Source organism: Brevibacterium sp. HMSC22B09 (assembly GCF_001806795.1).
Taxonomy (GTDB): domain Bacteria; phylum Actinomycetota; class Actinomycetes; order Actinomycetales; family Brevibacteriaceae; genus Brevibacterium; species Brevibacterium ravenspurgense.
This window is the reverse complement of sequence record NZ_KV785998.1, coordinates 14,099-33,390: the sequence shown is the minus strand read 5'-3', so window position 1 is coordinate 33,390 and position 19,292 is coordinate 14,099. Positions and strand designations below refer to the sequence as shown.

Sequence of the window (19,292 nt, the reverse complement as noted above, 5' to 3'; positions counted from 1 at the left end):
TGTGTCAGAAGTGTTTATAGGCGCTGTCAGCTGCCGAGTGGTCGCCCACCAGAACATCCGGCTGGCCCTCTTCGCACGCGCCTATCCGCGTCCACCCTACCGGAGCACTGCCCGCGGGAGCGCACGCGAGGAAGCCGTGGTCTTCCCCACCGCCGAGCACCCATTCGCGGGCAGCTTCCGGTGTTCCCAAGTGTTCGGCCGCTGGCAGCAGCGGTTCTGCCAGGCGGTCGATTGCGGTTTCGTCCAGGCGGATGCGCACACCGGAAGCCCGTGCCACGCGCCCGAGGTCGCCGGCCAAACCATCCGAGGCATCAATCCCAGCTGCCGCCCAGGTCGCCAGGTTCTGTACTGACTCATAATCAGGACGAGGTGCCAGCTGCACCTCTATAAAAGGGTCGAGGTGGGGGTCGTCTCCCAAGCGCACGCCGGCGAACAGCAGGGCCAGTCCCGCTGCCGCCCAGCCGACAGTTCCTGCGAGGAAAACATCGTGGCCCGGCTTGGCAGCGGACCGGGTGACCGGGGTCAGGCCCCGGTCGATGAAGCCCAGTGCTGTCACGGTCGAGGTGAGGCACTGAGAAGACGACAGGTCTCCCCCGATGACTGTGGCTCCACCTCGTGCGGCTTCGTCAGAAAGTCCCTGTGCCAGGAGTCGGACCGTGTTGACCGGGGTGTCATCCGGGGCGGCCAGCGCAAACAGCAGGCCGTGCGGGCTGGCGCCCATCGAGCAGATGTCGGCGAGGTTCTGCGCGGCGGCCTTCACGCCCAGGCGGTAGGGGTCGAACCATTCGGGCAGGAAGTCAGCTCCCTCTGTGAGGATGTCGACGCTGGAGACCAGATTGCCGGGTGTGTGTGAGACTGCGGCGTCATCACCCGGGCCAACGATGAGGTCACTCGGGCCGGCAACCGGGCTCGAGGCGGAGGTTGCGTGTGTTTCTGGGTCTGCGGGTGGCTGTGCTGGCGGGTGCGCTGATTGTGCCTGCAGGACCGAGAAGATCTGTTCGAGCACGCCGTCTTCGCCGACGTCTTTGAGGGTCAGCTCTGTGGCGTCGCTGGGCGCAACGTCGTTGTTGGGCTGCGGCGCGGTGGGTTCCGGCTGGTTCGGCGTGCTGGGCATGGGCATCAGCCTAGTGCGAATGGCCGGGCGATACCCTTAGGGACATGGTCTTGAGGAAGCTCTCCGCTGCAGCTGTCGGCTTTTCTGCGCTTGTAGGGCTGTCGGCGTGTGCGCCGGTTGTTGTCGTCGAACCGCAGCCTCACGCAACCGATCCCGCTTGTGCGGATGTCATGTTGCGCCTGCCGGAGGTTATCGGCAATCACGAGAAGCGCAAAGCTTCTTCCCAGGCCACAGCCGCGTGGGGTGATCCGAGCGCTGTTGTTCTGCGCTGTGGCGGCGAAATGCCCGGACCGTCGACCGACCATTGTGTGCGTGCCGACGATGTCGACTGGGTTTCCCGCGAAGGTGAAGGCGACACGTGGATTTTTGAAACCTACGGACGCAGCCCCTCGGTGGAGCTGACACTCGACACCACGAAGATCGCCGGCGCTGAGGCGCTGTCGGCTCTGTCTGCTGCTGTTCAGCAGATCGAAGCCGAGCGCGAATGCGTCGGCGCCGAAGACGTAAACGGCGAAGCACCTGAAGACGAGGCGCCCAGCGAGGCACCTGGCGACGGGAACTGACCGGCACCCCGCACTTCCTCACGCAAACACCCGTTAGCCGCAAAAGCACCCATAAGCCGGAATCCACCCTTTAGCCGCAAAAGCACCCCTAAGCCGCACAAAAACTCCCGTTAGCCGGATTTTGTTGGCTTAGCAGTTGTTGCTAAGGCGCAGATTCCGTCTAACGGGAGTGCGCAGGTTTAAGAATGACTTGCCCAAAGGGAAAACCAGGCTGCTTCCCGGAACTTATCGTGCCCTAGTCCCGTCGCGGGGGCACGTGCGATGACACGACGCACGAGGTGGAACTCCACTCCCAGCCCAGGTGCGGTTCCGGTGCCGGCGAAAGCGGCACCTCGTACCTTGCCTGCAGAACCAGTACAGCCCCACACCGGGCAGCAGCAAAAACTCCCGTTAGCCGGAATCCACCCTTTAGCCGAACAAAAACTCCCTTTAGCCGGATTTTGTTGGCTTAGCAGTTGTTGCTAAGCCGCAGATCCCGGCTAACGGGTGTGGGCAGGTTTCGGACCGGGTGCCCCGACAAGCGCGGGCTCCTTCCCTCGCCGCAGCTTCACCTGCGGTTGACGTCGACCAGTGCGATGTCGATGAGGCGTGAAATGAGTTCGGGGTAGTCGATACCTGACTTCCCCATCATGTGCGGGTATCCCGATGTTGGGGTGAATCCCGGCGAGGTGTTGATTTCGTTGACAAGTACCGTGCCATCAGCCTGAACGAAGGTGTCGACTCTAGTCAGCCCGGAGCACTCAAAAGCGCGGAAAGTGTCAGCGGCGATGGCCTGTACTGTGCGGGCCACGTCGTCTGGGATGTCCGCGGGGGCCTCCAGGTGGACATCGTCCGCGGAAAGGTATTTGGCCTCGAAGTCGTAGAATTCGTGGTCGCCGGAGATGACGATCTCACCCGGCACTGATGCAGTGAGTTCGTCGTCCCAGTGGGAGCCCAGGACCGCGCATTCGATTTCACGGCCGTCAATGCCGGGTTCGACTATGACCTTGTGGTCATGTTCGAAGCCCTCGCGCAGTGCGGCGTCGAGGTCTTCAGCCTCCGCAACCTTGGTGATGCCTACGGACGATCCAGCCCGGGCGGGTTTGACGAAAACCGGCAGGCCCAGCGCGGCTAGGCGCTCACGAACGCCGGCCGGATCATCGGCCCACTGCTTTGCGGTGACGGTCTGCCAGTCAGCGGTGGGAATCCCGGCTGAGCGCAGAACCGTCTTCATGAAGTGCTTGTCCATGCCGACGGCAGAGGTCAGCACACCGGGCCCGACGAACGGAACACCCTTGAGCTCCAACAGGCCCTGCAGCGTGCCGTCTTCCCCGAACTGACCGTGCAGAACGGGGAAGAACACGTCGATGTCGCCGAGGTCGCGCACCGTACCGTCGGCGTCACGTTCAAGCAGCGAAACACCCCGCGTGGACGGCGATACGAAAACCGCCGAACCGTTCTCTTCGACTTCCGGCATTGCACCGTCAGCAAAGCTGAACGAGGTTGGGTCTTCGACCGTGACCCACGTGCCGTTCTTCGTAATCCCGATCGGCACGGGACGGTACCGGTCCAGGTCGAGAGCGCCGATGACGCCGGCTGCGCTGACGCAGCTGACCGAGTGTTCACTGGAACGGCCGCCGAAGAGAACGGCGACGGTGGTGCGCTGACTGCTCATAGGGTTTCTCAGAGTTCGTAGTTCGTTTCGATCCAGGCACGCCCGATCGACTTGAAGAAGATGTTGAAGCCGACGAATGCCGGCGTTGCGTTTTCGTCAACGCCCAGCGGCTCCGACAGAGCGTGCACGATGAAGAAGTAGCGGTGCGGTCCGTGGCCTTCCGGCGGTGCGGCACCGACAAAGCGGCGGTCACCGGCGTCATTGCGAACCGTGACAGCACCTTCGGGCAGGAGCCCCGCCTCGGGATTTCCAGCATCCGCCGGCAGCGAGGTGACGGTGCCGGGAATGTCGGTCACAGTCCAGTGCCAGAAGCCGGAGCCAGTCGGCGCGTCCGGGTCGTAGCAGGTGACGGCAAAGGCCTTGGTTTCTTCAGGGAAACCGCTCCAGGAAAGCTGCGGCGAAATGTCTTCGCCGCCGTCAACACCCATGAGCCCGGAGGCCTGAGCCTGCGGAAGGCGCTGACCCTCAGCCACATCGGTGCTGGTCAGTTCGAAGCGCGGTACGTCATTGAGCCTGGCAAAAGGTGAGTTCGACACTGTTCCTCCTCTGTTGGGCTTGCGTGATCCAGCCTACCCGCCATGCCCCTCGAAGGCCCCTCAGCTGCTCTGCGATTCGTCCTTGCGTTTGCGGGCCAGCAGAAGGCCGGCGACATCGTCAACGTGCAGGCGTCCGTGGATGACGGCGGATACGGCCTGGGTGATGGGCAGGTCGACATCGTGTGCTGCGCCGAGACCCAAAACGGCCGGTGCGGATTTCACACCCTCGGCGGTCTGCTTGGTCTTTGCAGCGGCTTCGTCAACGCTTAAGCCTTCGCCCATCAGGCGGCCAAAGGAGCGGTTGCGCGACAGGGGCGAGGCACACGTGGCCACGAGGTCGCCCATGCCGGCCAGGCCGGCCATCGTGTGCGCCTGGGCGCCCATGACCAGTGCTAGGCGGGTGATCTCCGCCAGACCGCGGGTGATGATCGAGGCTTTCGAATTGTCACCGAGTCCCTGACCGTCGGCGATGCCGACGGCAAGCGCGATGACGTTCTTCACAGCACCGCCGAGTTCAACGCCCACAACATCAGAATTTGTGTACGGGCGGAAGTAGGAATTGGCGCTGCGGCGGGCGATCTCTTCGGCGTTTTCAGGGCACGTGCACGCAACAACCGTTGCGGTCGGCTGGTGTTCGGCGATTTCACGTGCCAGGTTGGGACCGGACACAACCGCGATCTGCTTGTCGTCAAAGCCGGTGACTTCGGCGATGACTTCGCTCATGCGCAGGCCCGTGTCCAGTTCGATGCCCTTCATGAGGCTGACGATGATCGCGTCGGAACGAATATGGTCCTTCCACTGCTGGAGGTTGTCCCGCAGCGACTGCGCGGGCACCGCGAGCACAACAACCTCTGCATCGCGCAGAGCTTCAACGGGGTCGCTGGTTGCGGTGATCCTGTCGTTGAAGCGGATGCCGGGCAGGTACTTGGAGTTCGTGTGCTCTTCCCGCAGTTCGCGGGCGGCTTCTTCCGAACGTGCCCAGACGGTCACGGGGAATCCTGCATCGGCGATCACACCGGCATAGGTTGTTCCCCACGATCCAGCGCCCATGACGGCTGTCGTCACGCTTTCCTCCATTCAAGTGCTGTGCGGAACCGATCGGGCAGCGGTACACCGCGCAGGTCGGCAAGCTGGGATGCGATGCGAGCGGTGATGTGCTCGGTCAGCGATGCGACGTTCTCCTTGGTTTCAGGCACGCCTTCGGTGACGATCGGCTCGGAGAAGTCTACGGTCATCACTCGGCGGGGACCAAGGCGCGGGCGCAGCGATTTGCCCGGCAGCGCGTTCTGCACGCCCCAGTGGGCGACAGTGATGATCGGTGTTCCCGTCTGCAGCGCAAGCCTGGCGGTGCCGGATTTTGCGGGCCCCGGCCACATGTCGGGGTCTTTCGTGTGGGTGCCTTCGGGGTAGATCGTGACGGTCTGTCCTGCGGCGAGGGCAGCTTTTGCGTACGCCAGGGAGTCCCCCGCCTCGCGCGAACCGCGCACCACCGGAATCTGACCCAGCGGGCGGGTCACGAGCCCAACCGGGAACGTGAACAGGGTGTGCTTGGCCATGAACCGCGGCAGCCGCCCCTGGTTGTAAATCGAGATGCCCACAACCAGCGGGTCGAGGTTCGACTGGTGGTAGGAGGCCACGATCAGCGGGCCGTCCTGCGGGATGTTCTCGGCACCTCGGACTGCGATCCTGCCCAGCGGCCGCAGGCCGCCGCGCACAAACGGGGCGAGGAAAGACGCACGTCGGAGCTGCTGGCCGGTCGACTTCAGGTCGTAGGCAACCTCGAAGCCGAGGTGCCTGTTCTTTTCGTCTGTGCCGTTCGCCTTGGTCTCGCGGCTCGCCTGGCTGCCGCTCATTTCACGGCGCTCCTCGCCGTTCACCTCGCTGCCCGCTCCCCTGTTCTTGTCTGTGCTCATGTCAGGCTCACCTGTGCGCCGAGGCCGTCGAGTTTGGCGATGAAGTCTTCATAGCCGCGGTTGATGATTTCGATGCCGGACACCTCGGAGCGCCCTTCAGCGGCCAGGGCTGCGATGACGTGCGAGAACCCGCCGCGCAGATCGGGCACGTCGATGTTGGCGCTCTTCAGCGGTGTCGGCCCGGAGATCACGGCGGAGTGGCGGAAGTTGCGCTGCCCAAAACGGCAGGGGGTGCCGCCCAGGCATTCGCGGTACAGCTGGATCTGGGCCCCCATTTTGACGAGTGCGTTCGTAAAGCCCAGGCGGTTTTCGTACACGGTTTCGTGCAGGATCGACAGTCCGGTTGCCTGCGTCAGCGCCACGACAAACGGCTGCTGCCAGTCGGTCATGAAACCGGGGTGGACGGCAGTTTCCAGGGCCAACGACTGAAGGCGGCCACCGGGGTGGGTGAACCGGATGCCGTTTTCCTTCACCGTGAACTGCCCGCCGGCTTTGCGGAACGTGTTGAGGAACGTCAGCATGCTGGGCTGGTCGGCACCTTCGACGAAGATGTCGCCGCCGGTTGCCAGTGCTGCGGATGCCCACGATGCCGCTTCGATCCTGTCCGGAAGTGCCCGATGGGTGTAGCCGTTCAGCGAGTCAACACCCTCAATTCGGATGACCCGGTCGGTGTCAACCGAGATGATGGCGCCCATTTTCTGCAGGATTGCCACCAAGTCGAGGATTTCAGGTTCGACAGCGGCGTTCTTGAGCTCGGTCAGACCCTGAGCGCGCACGGCGGTGAGCAGCACCTGTTCGGTCGCACCGACCGACGGGAAGGGCAGTTCTACTTTGGTTCCCGTCAGCCGAGTGGGGGCGGTGAGGCTGATGCCGCCGGCCGTTTTTTCGATCTGCGCACCGAAGGAGCGCAGGACGTCGAGGTGGAAGTCGATGGGCCGGTCCCCAATTCGGCACCCGCCGAGGTCGGGGATGAATGCTCGTCCCAGACGGTGCAGCAGTGGTCCGCAGAAGAGGATCGGAATGCGCGATGAACCGGCGTGAGCGTCAATGTCCGCGATCGCTCCCTGCTCAACGCGGGTGGGGTCCATGCGCAGTTCGCCATCGGGCCGGTCACCGTCGGGGTGCTGGGTGACGCTGACCCCGTGGAGCTCGAGAAGTCCGGTGACAATGTCGACGTCGCTGATGCAGGGAACACCGCGCAGCGTCGAAGGTGTTTCTGCCAGAAGGCTGGCAACCATCGCCTTGGGCACCAGGTTCTTTGCACCTCTGACGCGAACGGTGCCTGTGAGCGGATTGCCTCCGTTGACCTCGAGCATGTTCCTCCTGTGCCTGAAGCGTATAAGCCGGCTTCTATGCTAGCTCGAACGGCTGAGGCCCAAGACCTGCATGTGTGCTGGTCCTGGGCCTCGCACTCTGCTGCGGCCACCCTCCTGCCGAGTGCCACCAGGCTGCCGCTCAGTCTTCTTTCCAGCCTCCGCCTCGTTCAGTCCTCCGTGCGGGCCGGCAGGGTGAGCGGCTTGTAGCTGGGCCGCTTCGCTTCAAAGGCGTCGATCGCGTCGGCGTCGCGCAGAGTGAGGCTGATGTCGTCGAGGCCTTCCATCAGCCGCCAGCGAGTGAAGTCGTCAATCTGGAACGGCACCGTGACGGTATCGGCAGACACGGTCCGCGTTTCGAGGTCGACGGTGACTTCCGTGTTGGGGTTGTTGTCGATGACCTTCCACAGCAGTTCGATGTCCGACTGTTCGAGCTGTGCTGCAACGAGGCCGTTCTTACCCGCGTTGGACCGGAAGATGTCGGCAAAGCGGCTGGAGAGAACGGCCTTGAAGCCGTAGTCCTTGAGCGCCCACGCTGCGTGTTCGCGGCTCGACCCCGTACCGAAGTCCGGGCCGGCAATGAGCACGGAGCCTGCCGAGAAAGGCTCGCGGTTGAGGATGAAGTCGGGGTCTTTGCGCCAGTGGGCGAAAAGCGCGTCGTCGAAGCCGGTCTTGGTCACCCGTTTGAGGTAGACCGCCGGAATGATCTGGTCGGTGTCGACGTTCGAGCGGCGCAGCGGTACGCCGATCCCGGTGTGCTTGGTGATCTTCTCCACAGCTTTCCTCCCTCAGTCCAGATCCGCCGGGCTTGACAGTGTTCCGCGCACGGCCGTTGCGGCAGCCACGAGCGGGCTCACCAGGTGGGTGCGTCCGCCCTTGCCCTGACGTCCTTCGAAGTTGCGGTTCGAGGTCGATGCGCAGCGTTCGCCCTCGGCCAGCTGGTCGGGGTTCATGCCCAGGCACATCGAGCAGCCGGCAAAACGCCATTCAGCACCGAAGTCTGTGAACACCTTGTCCAGCCCCTCCTGTTCCGCCTGCAGGCGGACCCGAGCGGAACCGGGCACCACGAGCATCCTGACGTTCGGATCTTTGCTGCGGCCCCGGATGATGTCGGCGGCACCTCGTAGGTCTTCGATCCGGGAGTTCGTGCACGAACCGAGGAACACCGTGTCCACCCGGATGTCGCGCAGCGGCGTGCCGGGAGTCAGGCCCATGTATTCGATGGCGCTTTCAGCGGCGAAGCGTTCGGTTTCGTCGGCGATGTCGGCCGGGTTCGGGACGTTTGCCGACAGCGGCAGGCCCTGGCCGGGGTTCGTGCCCCACGTGACGAACGGTTCGATGTCTTCGGCTTCGAGGACGACCTCGGCGTCGAAGACGGCGTCATCGTCGGTGCGCAGGGTCTTCCAGTATTCGACGGCGTCGTCCCAGTCTTTGCCCTGCGGGGCATGCGGGCGGCCCTTGATGTAATCGAAAGTCGTCTGGTCTGGCGCGACCATACCGGCGCGCGCACCAGCTTCAATCGACATGTTGCAGATGGTCATACGGGCTTCCATCGACAGCTTTTCGATGGCTTCGCCGCGATACTCGAGGATGTAGCCCTGTCCCCCGCCGGTGCCGATCTTCGCGATGATCGCCAGGATGATGTCCTTCGCGCTGGAGCCTTCCGGCAGTTCGCCGTTGACGGTGATCGACATGGTCTTGAACGGCTTGAGCGGGAGCGTCTGGGTGGCCAGGACGTGCTCCACTTCCGAGGTGCCGATCCCCATTGCGATCGACCCGAAGGCTCCGTGGGTCGAGGTGTGCGAGTCACCGCAGACCACCGTCATGCCCGGCTGCGTCAGCCCCAGCTGCGGGCCGACAACGTGGACGATGCCCTGCTCTGCATCACCCAGGGAGTGCAGGCGGATGCCGAACTCCTCAGCGTTCTTGCGCAGCGTTTCGATCTGCGTGCGGCTGGTGGGGTCGGCGATCGGCTTGAAGATGTCGAGCGTTGGAGTGTTGTGGTCCTCCGTCGCGATTGTGAGGTCAGGACGGCGCACGGGGCGGCCAGCAAGACGAAGACCCTCAAAAGCCTGCGGCGACGTCACCTCGTGAACAAGGTGGAGGTCGATATAGATGAGATCGGGGTCCCCACCTTCTCCGGCCTTGACCGTATGGTCATCCCATACCTTTTCTGCAAGCGTCCTGCCCACAGTGCACGTCCTTTCGCATCGGCTTCACCTGATGTGAGTTTCACTGTACGAACTATTGTCCAAAGGTCGGACTTGCATCTTGAATCCTGAGACGGTTCAATAGTGGCATGAGCAGTCAAACCGGAAGCGGCGTCGGTGTCATCGACAAGGCATCGGCTGTTCTTGCCGCACTCGAAGCCGGGCCCGCCTCACTTGCAGAACTTGTTGCACTGACAGGCCTGGCCCGCCCCACCGCGCACCGTCTGGCGGTCGCCCTCGAATACCACCGTTTTGTGGGCCGCGACCTGCAGGGACGTTTTATTTTGGGCCCTCGCCTGTCTGAACTTTCTTCCGCTGCCGGCGAAGACCGCCTGCTGGCCGCAGCCGGGCCGATCCTCGCCCAACTGCGCGACCGCACGGGTGAATCGGCTCAGCTTTTCCGCCGCCAGGGTGATCTGCGACTGTGCGTTGCAGCTGTTGAACGCCCTGTTGGTCTGCGCGACTCGGTTCCGGTTGGCGCAACCCTGTCGATGCGCGCCGGCTCTGCTGCGCAGGTGCTGCTTGCGTGGGAAGAGCCGGACCGCCTGCACACGGGTCTGCGCGGGGCGCGCTTTTCGGCCACGATGCTTTCCGGTGTCCGCCGCCGCGGCTGGGCACAGTCGATTGCCGAACGCGAACGAGGTGTCGCCTCCGTTTCCGCGCCCGTCCGCGGGCCGTCGAACCGGGTTGTTGCCGCGGTGTCGATTTCCGGTCCCGTTGACCGCCTGACCCGCCAGCCCGGCCGCCTGCACGCGCAGTCGGTTGTTGAGGCTGGACGCGCTCTGACAGAAGCCCTCACCCGGGCCTGAGCTTCGCGGCGGTGCCGGACGCGAGGTGGCGCTGCCGCCCATCCCTGCCCCCCTCACCTCGACAGGGTGCTGGCTTCCACCTCGCCCGTCCCAGCAGCAGAACCATCCCACAACCTGCACACTCCCGTTAGCCGGAATCTGCGCCTTAGCAACAACTGCTAAGCCAACAAAACCCGGCCAACGGGAGTTTTTGTGCGGCTAAGGGGTGGATTCCGGCTAAGGGGGCGGAACCCGGCAAACGGGTGTTTTAGCGGCTAAAGCGTGAATCCCGGCTAACGGGAGTTTTTGTGCGGCTAAGGCCCGCACACAGAAACGCGAAAGCCTCAGCCGATTGGCTGAGGCTTTCGCGTTTTGCACCCCCGAGCAGGTTCGAACTGCCGTTTCCGCCTTGAGAGGGCGGTGTCCTGGACCACTAGACGACGGGGGCAAGACTATTGAGTTCGTAAGAATTTGGCTGGGGTACCAGGACTCGAACCTAGACTAAGTGAACCAGAATCACTCGTGCTGCCAATTACACCATACCCCAATGAGCTGGCGGGATTTCCCGCTCGGCAACAGAAGTAGACTCTACATCATCACCGAGCGGGAATGCAAAACTGCGCTCAAACAGCCACTCAGCCCGCCGCGTTCATGCCTTCAAGAAGCCCGTTCAGCCGGCGCAGAACCTCGCCGTCGGAAGCCGCAAGACCGTTGTGTTCGTAGGCGTCGGTCTCCCACACTTCGCACTTGGGAAGCAGCCCGGCTGTTTCACGAGACATGTCGCGGGGAACAAACGCATCGTGCGTGTAGACGGCAGCCGCCGTGGGAACATCAGCCTGGCGCAGCTTCTCAACGTCCCACATGACAGGCCAATCCCGTTCGGCGAGCGCCTGTGCGACGTCGTCCCACACGGCCAGCGGACCCGTGCGGAAAAGCTCGGGGTCAACGTGTTCACCCGAAAGCCACAGCGGATCATCGGCAGCTTCAGCCGGGCGTGCGCGCAGCGCCGCCCAATCGGTCTTAGCGCCCGAGGCCCAGCAGGTTTCGTGGAATGCCGCGTACAGCGGATTGCGCGCGCTGAACGGCAGCGAGGCCTGCAGGTCATGCCGCAGGGCGGCTGAATCGACGTCGTGTTCCAGTAGGAAACGCAGCTTCTGGTCGCCTCCGCTGGCTCCCAGCAGGAGGCCGAGTGAACGCACGTGTGCCTCTGCGGCAACCGTGCCATCGGGCAGGGCGATGCCATCGGTGACTGCACGAGCGTGCAGTTTCTTCATGGCCTCGGCCGCACCGGGGTGCTGCGCAAAGAATTTCTGTGATTTCTCTCGCATGATCTGCCACGTGCGGGCGTACGCAATTGCCGGATCAGGGTCAGCACCGGGCTGCGGCACACGTGCCAATCCCCCGGTGATCCGCGCACTCAGCAGAGATTCGGGATGCTCAGCCAGGTAGCGCAGTGACGTGAAGCCGCCGAACGACTGCCCAAGGATCGCCCACTTCTCAACCCCGAGTGCTCGGCGGACAGCCTCAGCGTCCTCAACGATCGCATCAGCCCGGTAGAAGCTCATGCGCTCAGCAACCGCCTCGGGGTCCTGTGCTCCCCCGGTGCCGACAAAACGCCCGTCCACCCAGCCGATCGGCGAAGACAGACCGGTGCCGCGCTGGTCGAGCATGACAACGCGGTGGGTTTTCAGCGCCTCCGGCAGCCACGTGGGGCTGTTCTCTGTCGGACGGAAGGCCTCAACACCGGGACCGCCCTGCAGGTAAAGCAGGTACGGCTTGTTGCCGCTGTCACCATTGCCCACAATCCTCGCGTAGACCTCGATCGTCCCGGGAGTGTCCCCGAAGTGGTCGAGGGGAACCTCAACGCGCAGGTCTTCGCATGTCAGCACCGTGAATCAGCCTTCCAGGTGGTCGAGCAGACCGCGCAGGCGGCCCAGCGTGACGTCCTTGCCGAGGATTTCCATGGATTCAAACAGCGGCGGTGAGATGCGACGGCCTGACAGTGCGGTGCGCAGCGGGCCGAAGGCAAAGCGCGGTTTGATTTCCATCTCTTCGACGAGCTTTGTCTTGAGAACCGTCTGCAGCGTGTCCGTGGTGAAGTCCTCCAGCGGCTCCAGCACCTCGATCGAGGCGCGCAGAACCTCCGGTGCGGTTTCGCGCAGGGTTTTCAGCCCGTCTTCGTGAAGTTCGAACCCATCTTCATCAACAAAGAGGAAGCTCATGAGGTCCGGAGCTTCGCTGAGCAGGTTCATGCGGGTCTGCACGAGCGGCACGGCCTGACGCAGCACCTCCAGCTGACGCTCAGTCGGCTCAGCGTCGACCAGTCCGGCGTTCTGCAGGAACGGCAGGAGCCTGCGGCCGAATTCGTCCTCGTCGAGCATGCGGATGTGGTCGGCGTTGATGGCCGTGGCCTTCTTGACGTCGAAGCGCGCCGGGTTGGGCAGAACGTCGTGGATGTCGAATGCTTCGAGCATTTCTTCGACCGTGAAGACATCGCGGTCGGCAGCAATCGACCAGCCCAGCAGTGCCAGATAGTTGATGAACCCTTCGGGGATGAACCCGTTGTCGCGGTGGTGGAACAGGTTCGATTCGGGGTCGCGCTTCGACAGCTTCTTGTTGCCGTCGCCCATGACGTAGGGCAGGTGGCCGAACTCGGGGGTGAATTCAGCCACACCGATGTCCTTGAGTGCTTCGTACAGCACAATCTGGCGGGGAGTCGAGGACAGAAGGTCTTCACCGCGCAGCACGTGGGTGATGCCCATGAGTGCGTCGTCAACGGGGTTGACGAGCGTGTACAGCGGCTGGCCGTTGGCGCGCACCACCACGAAATCCGGAACGGAGCCGGCTTTGAAGGTGATTTCTCCGCGCACCACGTCGGTGAACGTGATGTCCTCATCCGGCATGCGCACACGCAGAACGGGTTCGCGTCCCTCAGCGCGGTAGGCCGCCTTCTGCTCTTCTGTCAGGTCGCGGTCGTAGCCGTCGTAGCCCAGCTTGGGGTCGCGGCCGGCGGCACGGTGGCGCTCTTCGGTTTCCTCCGGTGTGGAGAAGGATTCATACAGGTGGCCGGCGTCTTTGAGCTTCTGGATGACGTCCTGGTAGATCTCGCCGCGCTGAGACTGGCGGTAGGGGCCGTGGGGGCCACCGACGTCGATGCCCTCATCCCAGTCCAGGCCCAGCCAGTTCATGGCTTCGATGATCTGCTGGTAGGACTCCTCCGAGTCGCGGGCGGCGTCGGTGTCTTCGATGCGGAAGACGAATGTGCCGCCGGTGTGGCGTGCGTACGCCCAGTTGAACAGGGCTGTGCGCACCATCCCGACGTGCGGGGTTCCGGTAGGCGAAGGGCAGAAGCGAACTCGTACGCTCACGTTTTTCCTTTTCTTGTTTTAGGCGTCCATGGCTGGGTTGGACAGCAGTCCCAGCCCTTCGACTGCAATGTTCATGCGCTGACCGGCTTCGACTTTGCCGACACCGGCGGGGGTGCCGGTGAGGATGATGTCGCCGGGCAGCAGGGTGATGGTCTCGGAGATGGCTTCGATGAGTGCGGGAATGTCGAACACCATGTCTGCCGTGGTGCCGTCTTGGCGCAGCTCGCCGTCGACCCAGGAGCGCACTCGCAGGTCTTCTGCGTCAAGTTCGGTTTCGATCCACGGGCCAACCGGGGTCGAGGTGTCGAATCCTTTGGCTCGGGCCCACTGCAGGTCGGTTTTCTGCAGGTCGCGCAGGGTGACATCGTTGGCGACGGTGTAGCCGAGAACGTGCTTCAGCGCGTCTTCCCGGCGGACCTGTTTGGCCACGCGCGAAATGATGACGGCCAGTTCGGCTTCGTAGGACACTTCTTCGGATACCGCGGGCAGGCGGACGGGTTCATTCGGTCCGACGATGGCGGTGTTGGGGATGAAGAAGAACTGCGGGCTGGCGGGAACTTCGTTGCCAAGTTCCCGTGCGTGGTCGGCGTAGTTGCGGCCGACGGCGATGATTTTGGAGCGCGGGATGATGGGTGCGATCAGCCGCACGTCCGCGTAGGGCAGGCGTTCGCCGGTGGATCCGGCTGGGCTGAAGAAGGGGTCTCCTGACAGGACCGCGATTTCCAGACCCGATGTGTCGAAGGTGCCGTCGTCGGCGGGTTCGGGGACATCGCCTTCGAGCACCCCGTAGGTGGGTTCGTCGTTGTGGACAAATCTGACAATGCGCATGCCCCTTAGTCTACTGGGGTGAGTGTTTTCGACCTCGAGGCCATTGGCCGTGGACTTCCGGCGGCTTCTCTTGTCCCCCGCTTGGCTGAAAGCTGTGCTTCTGGGCCGCTGCGCGCGGTTGTCGAGGCACCGCCCGGCACGGGTAAGACGACGGTTGTGCCGCCGGCGGTGGCGAACCTGGTGTCCGGCAGGGTTGTGGTCACGCAGCCCAGGCGCGTGGCGGCTCGCGCTGCGGCGGACCGTTTGGCGGATCTGTCGGGCGAGCGCGTGGGTCTTGCGGTGCGCGGTGAACACCGCCGGGGTGATCGGGTTGAGTTCGCAACGACGGGCGTTCTCCTGCGCCGTCTGCTCAGTGACCCGGAGCTGTCCGGCATCGACGCCGTTGTCATGGATGAGGTGCACGAACGCGCTCTCGAATCTGACCTTGTCTTCGCCATGCTGCGCCAGTTGGCTGATCTGCGCGATGACCTGAGCCTCGTGGTCATGTCGGCGACGGTGGACGCGCAGATGTGGGCTGGTCTTCTGGGCGAACCGGGCACTCCCGCACCTGTTCTGAGCGCCTCGGCTCAGCTGTTTGACCTTAAGCAGCGCTGGGCTCCCGGGCCGCAGGCCCTGGGGGTGCGCGGGGTCGAGTGGGACTTCCTTGATCACGTTGCCCGTGTTGCTGCTGATGAGGCTCACGAGGTGGAGCACGACATCCTCGTTTTCCTCCCCGGTAGGCGCGAGATCACCCGGGTGGCATCAGCTTTGGCGTCGCTGACCGACGCGGAGGTCCTCACCCTGACGGGCAGCACTCCGGCACGTGAACAGCGCAGGATCACCTCCGGCGGCGGTGACCGGCAGCGGATTGTTGTTGCCACGAACGTTGCGGAGTCTTCTCTGACGGTGCCCGGTGTGCGCACTGTGATCGACGCGGGTCTTGACCGGCAGGTGCGCCTGGATTCTGTGCGCGGAATGTCAGGCCTGGTGACGGTCGGAGCGGCCAAGGACTCCATGGTGCAGCGTGCTGGACGTGCGGCCCGCCAGGGCTCGGGAACCGTTGTCCGCTGTATGGCCGAGGCTGATTTCGCAGCACGGCCCGCGCACGCTCCAGCCGAGATCACCACGGCGGACCTCACGCAGGCGGCCCTCGATCTGGCCTGCTGGGGTGCTCCCCGAGGTGAGGGTCTCGCGCTGCCGACTGCACCTCCTGAGCCGGCTCTGGATCAAGCCGAGGCGGTGCTGACCGGACTGGGTGCGCTCGAGGCGGGCCAACCCACGGACTTGGGCCGCCGGCTGGCCGCGGTCCCGGCTGATCCCAGACTGGCGCGCGCCCTGTTTGACGGTGCGGATTTCATCGGCGGGACGGCTGCCGCGCAGGCGGTTGCGGTTCTGGCCTCAGATGTCCGCTCCCCTGGCGGTGCTCTGTGGAAGCGGTACCTGTCGGTTCGTGAGGAGGCCGCTTTCCGCCGGGAGGTCGAGCGCTTCGCGAGCCTTGCCGATGCGGAGGCTGGGCCGAATCTTGATGAGGCCGGTTTGGCTTTTGTCACCGCTCTGGCTTTTCCGGACCGGATTGCTCGTGCGGTCGATGAAACGACGTACAAGCTGGCCAGCGGAACGGCCGGTGAACTTCCGCGTGACAGCGCTCTGCGCGGTCACGAGTGGCTGGCGATTGCGGACATCAGCCGCGCTGACAGCCGCGCCGTCATTGGTGCGGCGGTCCCAATTGACTTTGAGCAAGCCCAGTTGGCCGCGGATTCTCTTCTGGACGAAGACGATCTTGCCCGGTTTGACGGCACAACCGTACGAGCGCGCAGGGTGCGGCGCTTCGGAGCGATTGAGCTGTCGTCTACCCCGGTCCAGGCGAGCGCTGAGGCCACGCGCCGCGCGGTTGAGGACGCTGTCGAGGCTCGGGGTCTCGCCGAGGTCTTCCCGCTGACCGAGCAGGCGGAGTCGCTGCGTAGGCGCATGGCTCTTCTGCACCGTGAACTGGGCGAACCCTGGCCGGATGTCAGCTTCGAAGCGCTGGCGGCGAACCTCGATTGGATTGCCGGTGAAATTCCCACGGTCGCGGCTGGACGGAAACCGGATATGGAACGGGCACTCACCGGCCTGCTGCCGTGGCCGGAAGCGGCTCGTCTGGATGAGCTGGCTCCCGAAAGGATCCAAGTGCCCAGCGGTTCACGTCACCGCGTGCAGTACCCCGACGGCGACGAACCTCCCGTGCTGGCGGTGAAGCTCCAAGAGTGCTTCGGCTGGAAGACCAGTCCGCGGATCGTGGATGGCCGCGTTTCCGTTCTTCTGCACCTGTTGTCGCCGGCCGCACGGCCGTTGGCGATCACCGCCGACCTCGAATCATTTTGGAACGGCGCCTATTCTGATGTGCGTGCCGAAAACCGCGGCAAGTACAGAAAGCACCCGTGGCCAGAAGACCCGTGGAACCACGTGGCAACCGCGAAGACCACAAGGAGACTGGAGTGAACCGGGAAACGGTCCTGGCGCCTCGTGAGTGGAGGGCGCTCAGAGACGCCCACGCGCAGGAGGTCAGCAGCCGAACCGCCGACCACCTGGCCCGGCGGTCTCGGGGTGAGAAGCACCCCGTGCAGGACTTCCTGTTCACCTACTATCCCTTCAAACCGGCCAAAATCGCGCAGTGGAACCCGGCCCCGGGAACCGCGCTGGCGATTGAAACCGAAGATGACCGCCAGTACTTTTCGCGCCGCTGGTACACCGTGACCAATCATGCGCGGGTTGATGCAGCCCAGTGGTGGGAGGATCGCGGTCGCGGTGCGGTGTTCATCCGCGACCTGCTGCGCAGCACCCTGGGGCGCGAGGCCGCACTCGGCTGTTTCGGGCTGCACGAATGGGCCATGGTATACAAACTCAAACCCGGTCAGCAGCGACACGAAGACGTTCCCCTGCGCCTGAGCCAGGAGGAAACCGACCGGGTTGTTGAGAACCACCGGATTCGGTGCACCCACTTCGATGCGTTCCGTTTCTTCACACCCGATGCGCGCGGCCTCAACACCATCCAGCCCACGCGGGAAGGGATGCGGGCCAACGAACAGCCGGGCTGTCTGCACGCCGGAATGGACCTCTACAAGTGGGCAATGAAACTGCAGCCGATGGTGGAGGGCAGCATTGTGCTTGAGGCTTTTGACCTGGCAATTGAGCTGCGCACACTCGACATGGAGGCCTCCCCGTACGACGTTCGGCCGTGGGGCTATGGTGTTGTCGCCATTGAAACCGCGGCGGGCAAAGCCGAATACATGAAGCGCCAGAAGAGCCTGTCTGAAAAAGCCAATAGACTCAGACACGCGATCATCGAATCCATCGACCGGGCAGAAGAGCTCGCCCAAGGTGCTGGCAGCAGCACCAGCCGATGATTCGCCCACGCAGCCGCAGAAGAGCGTACCCAGCAACTCATCCTCAACCAGCTGAACTGAGACCACAGTGAAAAGTCCTGTCAATTCCTTTCTCGAACGCATCTACGCAAGCTGTAAGAACGAAGACTCGGGGAACCTGGCGGACTACATCCCGGAACTTGCCTCGGTCGATCCGCACCGCTTCGGCATTTCGCTGTGCACTCCCGATGGCACCGTGTATTCCGCTGGTGACTGTGATGCGCTGTTCTCCATCCAATCGATCTCAAAGCCCTTCGCCTACGCTCTGGCGCTGCGCGAATGCGGCTACGACACGGTCATGGCCGCTGTCGGCGTTGAACCGTCCGGTGACCCCTACAACGAAGCCTCCCTGCAGGAGGGCACGGGCCGGCCAGACAACCCCATGATCAACATCGGCGCTATTGCCACCCACGGAGTGCTGCGCGAAGCCGTCGGCTGGGAGAGCATCTATTCGGGGCTGTGCGAATTTGCCGGACGTGAACTCGAAATCGACGAGGCCGTCTACGAATCAGAAGTCAACACGGGCTGGCGCAATCTGGCGCTGGCCTCCCTGGTGCGCGCGAACGGCATTTTCGATGCTGACCCGCACGATATCTTCGCCGGCTACATCCGCCAGTGCGCTGCACAAGTCACCGTGAACGACCTTTCAGTTATGGCGATGACGCTGGCCTCCGGCGGCATCAACCCCGTGACGGAGGAGCGCGTCATTCCCGAATGGGTGGCTCGCCAAGTGCTGTCGGTGATGACCACGTGCGGTATGTACGATGCGGCCGGTGACTGGCTGACCGGCATCGGCATCCCCGCGAAGTCCGGTGTCGGCGGTGGGCTTGTTGGTGCGCTTCCCGGCCAGGTGGGCATCAGCGCCTTTTCGCCCAGGCTCGACTCCTACGGGCATTCGGTGCGCGGAGTGAAGGCGTTTCAGCAGATGAGCGAACAGCTCAACCTGCACATCATGGCCACACCCGCTTCGACGGTCGAAGCGGTTTCGCAGCGCTCCACAACGGTTGAAGGCGACACCCTGATTGAGATTCAGGGCGTGCTGGACTTCTCCACCACAGAAATGGTGCTGCGCCACCTGGAGCAGATCGAACCGGACGACAGCGACATCGTGTTCGACGTCAGCTTTGTATCCGCCATTCCCACGGTCGGTGGGGAGCTCATGGCCGAAGCGTTGCGCAGGCTCGCTGCCGAAGGGCACGACATCACGATCGTCGACCCGCACGGCCGTCTGCCCCACAAGATCACTGCACGCTTCGACCTGCTGGAAGAGCGCCCCGAAGGCTACGTGGACGGCCTGGAGATCCAGGAGTGGGAAGAAGCCGGTTCTTCCGACTAATCAGCAGAGTTGCGGCGTTAAAAACTAAAAAGGCGCACAGCTCTAAGCTGTGCGCCTTTCGCGGTCTCGGCTAGCGCGAGGCTTAGCCGACCGCGGTAAGTCATCCGAAGATGCTGACACCACCGGGGCCGACCAGCAGGCCGACGACGATCAGCACAATGCCCCACAGGAACTGGCCCCGGAACAGTGCGAAGATACCGGAAACGACCAGGATGGCTGCGAGGATCCACAGAATAATTGCGAGCATGTTTCTCCTTATCGATGCTTGCGTATTCTAACCACGCTA

The 19,292-nt window shown here is 63.6% G+C and carries 17 protein-coding genes and 2 tRNA genes; 5 read left to right on the top strand and 14 right to left on the bottom strand.

From position 1 onward, the window contains the following. Positions 1–4: 4 nt before the first annotated feature. The gene (gene thiL, locus HMPREF3087_RS01190; RefSeq protein WP_256173008.1) at positions 5–1,114 is read right to left on the bottom strand and encodes a thiamine-phosphate kinase; all 1,110 of its coding nucleotides are present in this window, start codon (positions 1,112–1,114) and stop codon (positions 5–7) included. Positions 1,115–1,158: 44 nt separating this feature from the next. On the opposite strand from thiL, the gene HMPREF3087_RS01185 reads away from it, so the two are divergent. Further along, positions 1,159–1,677, top strand: coding sequence for a DUF3515 family protein (locus HMPREF3087_RS01185; protein WP_070427759.1), 519 nt, complete (start codon positions 1,159–1,161; stop codon positions 1,675–1,677). A gap of 547 nt (positions 1,678–2,224) precedes the next feature. Here the strand turns inward: HMPREF3087_RS01185 and HMPREF3087_RS01180 are convergent. The 7 genes from HMPREF3087_RS01180 to leuC form a co-directional block, all read right to left on the bottom strand. After that, positions 2,225–3,331 (bottom strand): D-alanine--D-alanine ligase family protein, encoded by a 1,107-nt coding sequence (locus tag HMPREF3087_RS01180; RefSeq protein ID WP_070427758.1) that lies wholly within the window; start codon positions 3,329–3,331, stop codon positions 2,225–2,227. 8 nt (positions 3,332–3,339) lie between these two features. Further along, positions 3,340–3,867: a YbhB/YbcL family Raf kinase inhibitor-like protein gene (locus tag HMPREF3087_RS01175; RefSeq protein ID WP_061943695.1), complete on the bottom strand. Its 528-nt coding sequence runs from the start codon at positions 3,865–3,867 to the stop codon at positions 3,340–3,342. 60 nt (positions 3,868–3,927) lie between these two features. Further along, the gene (locus tag HMPREF3087_RS01170; protein WP_083271959.1) at positions 3,928–4,932 is read right to left on the bottom strand and encodes an NAD(P)H-dependent glycerol-3-phosphate dehydrogenase; all 1,005 of its coding nucleotides are present in this window, start codon (positions 4,930–4,932) and stop codon (positions 3,928–3,930) included. After that, on the bottom strand, positions 4,929–5,780 hold the full coding sequence (locus HMPREF3087_RS01165) for a lysophospholipid acyltransferase family protein (protein ID WP_083271958.1): 852 nt from the start codon (positions 5,778–5,780) through the stop codon (positions 4,929–4,931). Before HMPREF3087_RS01165 ends, HMPREF3087_RS01170 begins: the two co-directional genes overlap by 4 nt. Then, a complete protein-coding gene (gene murA / locus HMPREF3087_RS01160; RefSeq protein WP_062019444.1) occupies positions 5,777–7,096 on the bottom strand; it encodes a UDP-N-acetylglucosamine 1-carboxyvinyltransferase in 1,320 nt (439 codons plus the stop codon). The genes HMPREF3087_RS01165 and murA overlap by 4 nt, the downstream gene beginning before the upstream one ends. Positions 7,097–7,263: 167 nt before the next feature. Further along, positions 7,264–7,869 carry a 3-isopropylmalate dehydratase small subunit gene (leuD, locus tag HMPREF3087_RS01155; RefSeq protein ID WP_070423918.1) on the bottom strand — a complete coding sequence of 202 codons (606 nt, stop codon included), beginning with the start codon at positions 7,867–7,869 and terminating at the stop codon, positions 7,264–7,266. Between the two features lie 12 nt (positions 7,870–7,881). After that, on the bottom strand, positions 7,882–9,285 hold the full coding sequence (gene leuC, locus HMPREF3087_RS01150) for a 3-isopropylmalate dehydratase large subunit (RefSeq protein ID WP_019174794.1): 1,404 nt from the start codon (positions 9,283–9,285) through the stop codon (positions 7,882–7,884). A gap of 107 nt (positions 9,286–9,392) precedes the next feature. On the opposite strand from leuC, the gene HMPREF3087_RS01145 reads away from it, so the two are divergent. Beyond that, positions 9,393–10,112, top strand: coding sequence for an IclR family transcriptional regulator (locus HMPREF3087_RS01145; RefSeq protein ID WP_019174793.1), 720 nt, complete (start codon positions 9,393–9,395; stop codon positions 10,110–10,112). A gap of 354 nt (positions 10,113–10,466) precedes the next feature. Here the strand turns inward: HMPREF3087_RS01145 and HMPREF3087_RS01140 are convergent. From HMPREF3087_RS01140 to HMPREF3087_RS01120, 5 genes are all read right to left on the bottom strand, one after another. Further along, positions 10,467–10,539: transfer RNA gene (locus tag HMPREF3087_RS01140), tRNA-Glu, on the bottom strand. Between the two features lie 24 nt (positions 10,540–10,563). Next, positions 10,564–10,638 (bottom strand) — tRNA-Gln (locus HMPREF3087_RS01135). An 88-nt stretch (positions 10,639–10,726) separates the two neighbouring features. Beyond that, complete coding sequence (locus HMPREF3087_RS01130; protein ID WP_070427756.1) at positions 10,727–11,980, bottom strand: alpha/beta fold hydrolase; 1,254 nt, start codon at positions 11,978–11,980, stop codon at positions 10,727–10,729. A 6-nt stretch (positions 11,981–11,986) separates the two neighbouring features. Next, positions 11,987–13,459 carry a glutamate--tRNA ligase gene (gltX, locus tag HMPREF3087_RS01125; protein WP_070427755.1) on the bottom strand — a complete coding sequence of 491 codons (1,473 nt, stop codon included), beginning with the start codon at positions 13,457–13,459 and terminating at the stop codon, positions 11,987–11,989. A gap of 18 nt (positions 13,460–13,477) precedes the next feature. Further along, complete coding sequence (locus tag HMPREF3087_RS01120; RefSeq protein ID WP_061943674.1) at positions 13,478–14,287, bottom strand: fumarylacetoacetate hydrolase family protein; 810 nt, start codon at positions 14,285–14,287, stop codon at positions 13,478–13,480. An 18-nt stretch (positions 14,288–14,305) separates the two neighbouring features. On the opposite strand from HMPREF3087_RS01120, the gene hrpB reads away from it, so the two are divergent. The 3 genes from hrpB to glsA all read left to right on the top strand — a co-directional run bounded on the left by hrpB (position 14,306) and on the right by glsA (position 19,006). Continuing rightward, entirely contained in the window at positions 14,306–16,747 is a 2,442-nt protein-coding gene (hrpB, locus tag HMPREF3087_RS01115) for an ATP-dependent helicase HrpB (protein ID WP_070427754.1), read from the top strand. Next, positions 16,744–17,652 (top strand): 3-methyladenine DNA glycosylase, encoded by a 909-nt coding sequence (locus HMPREF3087_RS01110; protein ID WP_070427753.1) that lies wholly within the window; start codon positions 16,744–16,746, stop codon positions 17,650–17,652. Before hrpB ends, HMPREF3087_RS01110 begins: the two co-directional genes overlap by 4 nt. Positions 17,653–17,719: 67 nt before the next feature. After that, positions 17,720–19,006: a glutaminase A gene (gene glsA, locus HMPREF3087_RS01105; RefSeq protein WP_070427752.1), complete on the top strand. Its 1,287-nt coding sequence runs from the start codon at positions 17,720–17,722 to the stop codon at positions 19,004–19,006. Positions 19,007–19,106: 100 nt separating this feature from the next. Here glsA and HMPREF3087_RS10580 read toward each other — a convergent pair whose 3' ends face one another. Next, positions 19,107–19,253: a GPGG-motif small membrane protein gene (locus HMPREF3087_RS10580; protein WP_176744992.1), complete on the bottom strand. Its 147-nt coding sequence runs from the start codon at positions 19,251–19,253 to the stop codon at positions 19,107–19,109. Between the last annotated feature and the right edge of the window lie 39 nt (positions 19,254–19,292).

Bases quoted from the DNA above. Each gene is read 5' to 3' on its own strand.
- HMPREF3087_RS01180 (WP_070427758.1), bottom strand. From the start codon at position 3,331: ATGAGCAGTCAGCGCACCACCGTCGCCGTTCTCTTCGGCGGCCGTTCC.
- HMPREF3087_RS10580 (WP_176744992.1), bottom strand. From the start codon at position 19,253: ATGCTCGCAATTATTCTGTGGATCCTCGCAGCCATCCTGGTCGTTTCC.
- thiL (WP_256173008.1), bottom strand. From the start codon at position 1,114: ATGCCCAGCACGCCGAACCAGCCGGAACCCACCGCGCCGCAGCCCAAC.
- HMPREF3087_RS01120 (WP_061943674.1), bottom strand. From the start codon at position 14,287: ATGCGCATTGTCAGATTTGTCCACAACGACGAACCCACCTACGGGGTG.
- murA (WP_062019444.1), bottom strand. From the start codon at position 7,096: ATGCTCGAGGTCAACGGAGGCAATCCGCTCACAGGCACCGTTCGCGTC.
- HMPREF3087_RS01185 (WP_070427759.1), top strand. From the start codon at position 1,159: ATGGTCTTGAGGAAGCTCTCCGCTGCAGCTGTCGGCTTTTCTGCGCTT.
- HMPREF3087_RS01165 (WP_083271958.1), bottom strand. From the start codon at position 5,780: ATGAGCACAGACAAGAACAGGGGAGCGGGCAGCGAGGTGAACGGCGAG.
- HMPREF3087_RS01145 (WP_019174793.1), top strand. From the start codon at position 9,393: ATGAGCAGTCAAACCGGAAGCGGCGTCGGTGTCATCGACAAGGCATCG.